The sequence below is a fragment of the uncultured Paraglaciecola sp. genome (assembly GCF_937123705.1).
Lineage (GTDB): Bacteria > Pseudomonadota > Gammaproteobacteria > Enterobacterales > Alteromonadaceae > Paraglaciecola.
This window is the reverse complement of sequence record NZ_CAKZKO010000225.1, coordinates 1-4,572: the sequence shown is the minus strand read 5'-3', so window position 1 is coordinate 4,572 and position 4,572 is coordinate 1. Positions and strand designations below refer to the sequence as shown.

Sequence of the window (4,572 nt, the reverse complement as noted above, 5' to 3'; positions counted from 1 at the left end):
GCTTAAACAACAGGTTTTGTCTGGGGTGACCTTGTTGTTTAAGCTGGCGCTGCATTTTATCGGTGTCGGCTATTATGCCATCACCTTCTTTGTCGCCGTACATCACATACATTCGGGCATCAAGCTGGGCTTTATGTTGCTTAGTAAAACTAAACACATCTTGTGAGTACCAATAAGAAGGTGAAAAAATTCCGGCTTTACTAAATACCTCTGGGTAAGCATGCAATGCATAGTGAGAAATCAAGCCGCCCATTGAGCTCCCCACTATGGCAGTATGTTGTTTAACTGCTTTGGTGCGATAGTGACTGTCGATATAGGGCTTTACTACTTCAACAATAAAGTTCATATATTGTTTACCTTGGGCTTCGCCAAATCGTTTATTTTCCCAAGGTGATAATTCGTTCATGCGAAATTCACCACCATTATCAATGCCTACAACTATGGCCTCAAAATCATGGGTTTTTGCAAGTTGATTTAAGGTTTCGTCTACGCCCCACTCACCAACATAGGATGTTGAATCATCAAATAAATTTTGACCGTCGTGCATATAAATAACCGCATAGGACTTGTCTGATGCTTGATAAGAAAGTGGTAAATACAATCGTATTGTACGCTGCCTCTTTAAACCATCCATAACAAATTCGTACGGTAAAATGGAAACGTTGGGACTAGCCGTTGGCGAGCGCTCTGGCTCGCTACAGGCAAACAACGCTATGCTAAGTAACCCAAATAAAAACTGAGATTTTATTTTCATAATTCAATCACCATTGACTGCATTGGTGCCAAATTTAGCAAAACTTCACCATTAGCTGCTTGCACATCGACATTGACACTTTGCCCTGTTAACAAATCTAAACCTTGATGTGTGCCTTTATCTAATCCTAAAACACTGATTTGCTGCGCATCAAAATTCAGCGCGACACTTATTGGCTTAGTATGAGAAAAATGGCTAACCACTAAAAAGCGTTTGTCTCCTTGATAACGAACAAAGGCCAGCACTTTATTTAAGTCTTGCTGCGCAATAGCCTTGTTAAGTTTGGCAGCAGGCATAATCGGCATATATTGCCCCGATACCGCGGGGTGAGTGGCGGAGATCTGCATCACATTACGGTAATACTGTTGCAACTGCTGTTCTGCTTTAGTGAGTAGGCCGCCATCAAACATCCCCTGATTATTCCAACGTACTATTGTCGGCACACTGCCATAATCAAATATGCTGGTGCGAGTTGGGTCGCCAAAACCTAGGTCTTCACTGCCATCTTCACCCAACTCTTGGCCAAAATATAATAAGGTAGGTGAACGGCTAATTAACGCAGACACCACCAAAGCGGGCTTACCCATCTCTGCCCCGCCCACTTTTCCTGCAAAGTCTGGGCTAGCAATGCGCTGTTCGTCGTGGTTTTCTAAAAAGTGTAATAAGTGCTGTTCAATATCTTGATGCTTAGCTTGGATTTGGTGTAAAACCTCTGCTGATTGTTTGCCTTGCATGATGGCTTTTAATTCATCATAAAATTCCACTTTGTCGTACAGATAATCCATTTTGCCAAGCTGAATATAATCGCGATACAAACTTGGGTTATACACTTCTGCCAATAAAAAGGCCTGTGGATTTTTAATTTTAATTGATGAGTTTAAATAACTCCAAAACTCAACGGGTACCATTTCGGCCATATCATAACGAAAGCCATCTACCCCTTTGTCTAACCAGTAATGGGTAATATCTCTAAACTTTTTCCATGAATCGGGCACGTCTTTGTCTGCCCAAAATGCCGCATGAGCATACACATCTTGGTCTCGATAAGATTGCGGCAAGGTGGCAAAATCATAACTACCATCTGGCTTTACGCCATAGTTTACTTTGACCGTTTCGTACCAATCATTAGCATCAGGCTGCGCTTTACGTGAACCATTACCTGTCCATTTAGCGGGTGATTCGTTAAATTTTCCGTCGGCTAATGGGTGGGATTCACCACCTAAAGGTTGATAGCCATTAGTGGGCTCAGGCACTTTAAAGTCTTCCGCTACTACGTAATAAAAATTGTTGTTTCTGGCATATTCAAAATTGGTATTATCTAACTCACCAAAATTTTTAATGCCTTGTGGTTTACCTAAGGACTGGTAATTACGCGCTACATGGTTAGGCACAATATCAATAATCACTTGCATGCCATGTTTGTGGGTACGGGCAATAAGTGCTTCAAACTCGGCTATTCGATTTGCTGGTTCTTGGGCCAAGTCTGGATTGACCGAATAATAATCTTTTACTGCATAAGGCGAACCCGCACGCCCCTTTACAACATCGGGATCATCATGGTTAATGCCATAGGCAGAATAGTCGGTGATCACATCATGATGTGGAACCCCTGTGTACCAAATATGGCTAGTACCTAATTCTTTAATGCTGAGCAATGCGGCGTCGTTAAAATCGCTAAATTTACCCACACCGTTTTCTTCTATGCTACCCCAAGGCTGATTGGTAGTGTTGGTATTACCAAACAGCCGAGTGAACACTTGATATACAACAGGCTTGCCAACCGGGTAGTTTGACGAAATGGCGTTAATTTGCGGCAATGTAGACGTATTGCTCTTTGAAGTTTTTTGGGGTTCTATAAGTGGGCTACATGCCAATATACTGCTAAGAACAGATAACCCTAGCAAATGCTTGAACAACAATTCAGTTTTTTTAGTCAGTAACATACAAACAATTATCCGTGAATGATCCTAAGCAAATAATATCCTGAGCTCGGTCGAACTGACACAGTGTTACATACGTATTCAGATAAAAAACCCATTTTTTGAAAGCGCCAATACTTTTAAGTATTGGCGTTGCTATTTAGCCAAATATGGCTAGGGTGAACATCGCTGAATAATCAAGCTACCCACATTATTACTTTTTGACGGGTTAGCTTCGTTTAGAGTTAACAAAAAGCTGTAGGTGCCAGCGGTTAAGCTGGTTTGGTTGTTGTTTTCACCTGCATCATTGTACGCAACTGGGTAACTAACCCCAACCGCTAAGCTGTCAGCAAAAATGTTGCCGTCTTCTTTTTGTGCCCATAATTGAGTGGTCCAACTGCCATCGTCAGAGGCGAGTTTAAACTGAAAATCACTAGAAAATTCAGCTACTGCTTGGTATATATTGTTGCCTTTATAAGGCAAGCGATATGCCTCATCTGGTCCCCAAGCTGAATGACTGCCACGCACATAAAGTTGCCCTCCACCATTTATATTAAATGGATTAGACTGAGTTGAGTCTGCTAAAGCGGCACAATTTACCGTTGGCAATACATTGTTAATGGTTAATTCTGGAGTGTCTTGTAAAGCATCTAACTGAAAATGGTAGTTGCCTTCGGTTGCGACATTAACGCTGATATTGCCGTCAGCGTCAGCGCTTGCCGCCACTGAGTTTTCGCCAAATTGTACTTCGGCAAAACCAAGATTGACCAGCGAATAATCGTCGTTTGCAATTTTTAGGGTATAAGTGCCTGCGGTTAATTCATAATTTAGGCTATACACGCCGTTTCCAACATAAGAAAAACTATCGGATTCGGTCAGTCCATTATCACCAAAGTTATTCATCGAGCCACGAAGGTAAATTGTAGTGTCGCCATAAGGTGCAACATCTGGTTGACTAAGAGTCACATCTGCGGCTAAACCTGGACCCTGCTCACCGTTTTGAGGTTTTATAAACACTGCGGTAGTCAGAGCAGGCACAGTAAAGGTTCCACTATTAGCTCCTTCGACAAAACTTGCTGTTTGTACCACAGAGTCAGCCGAGGTCTGTTGTGCGTTATGCAGTTCAAAATTGCTGGCTGTAAGAATGGTATGAGATTGTTCGACAGATGTGCCATTAACCACAACCACCAGCGCATCAAGCATCGGATCCAAATCTGCTAAGTCAGTGCCATCATCAATACTCATCACAATCAAACCTTGAGTTTGACCTAAACCGGTATTATGAAAACCTAAACGCTCTATAACGTCCTGTGCATTGGTCAATCTAAACAATTTACTTGATTGACGAATGGCTAAAAATTCTTTAAATACCGCCGCAGAAAACGCTATATGAGTGCCCTTAACTTGCGTCTGGTCATTTGCAAATAAATTACCGATGGCATACCACTGAGCTTGATTATTTTCTGCCAGCGGCAATCCCTCATTCCAATTATTCGAGGTCAAACTAAAATCGACCCAATTAAACCAATCGCCGGCGTCATAACTATTTTTGTCCATGGACTTTGAACGCAATAAATCTCCCCCAAGTTGCAAGAAAGGAATACCCTGACTGATAAAAGGTAAGGTCCCGGCCATATTTTGCACCCTGACTCTGTCATCAATCGACATATCCGCTGATAATCCATATTGCAGCTGATCCCATAATGTTTGGTTATCGTGTTTGGATACATAATTGATCACATCAGCAGGATCTTTGCCGTACGCAGGTTTAGCCGAATAGGCACTGCCGAGTTTAGTATTGCCATTTTTATCTTGCAGAGAATAAAGAAGAACAACTTTAGAACTTCTTTGAAGATTTTAAAAGTTTGTTCACTGAACAGAAACTGACTCCCATCAATT

Annotated in this window: 3 protein-coding genes; all 3 read right to left on the bottom strand. The window is 41.8% G+C overall.

All coding sequences use genetic code 11. From position 1 onward, the window contains the following. Window positions 1-754 (bottom strand): alpha/beta hydrolase-fold protein (locus tag Q0688_RS27450; protein ID WP_299085316.1); only part of this gene is annotated, 754 nt, incomplete at its 3' end. Next, window positions 751-2,697, bottom strand: a complete 1,947-nt coding sequence (locus Q0688_RS27445) for an alpha-amylase family protein (RefSeq protein WP_299085313.1) — start codon at window positions 2,695-2,697, stop codon at window positions 751-753. The genes Q0688_RS27450 and Q0688_RS27445, both read right to left, overlap by 4 nt. 150 nt (window positions 2,698-2,847) lie before the next feature. Further along, window positions 2,848-4,413, bottom strand: coding sequence for an alpha-1,6-glucosidase domain-containing protein (locus Q0688_RS27440; protein ID WP_299085311.1), 1,566 nt, complete (start codon window positions 4,411-4,413; stop codon window positions 2,848-2,850). Window positions 4,414-4,572 lie beyond the last annotated feature (159 nt).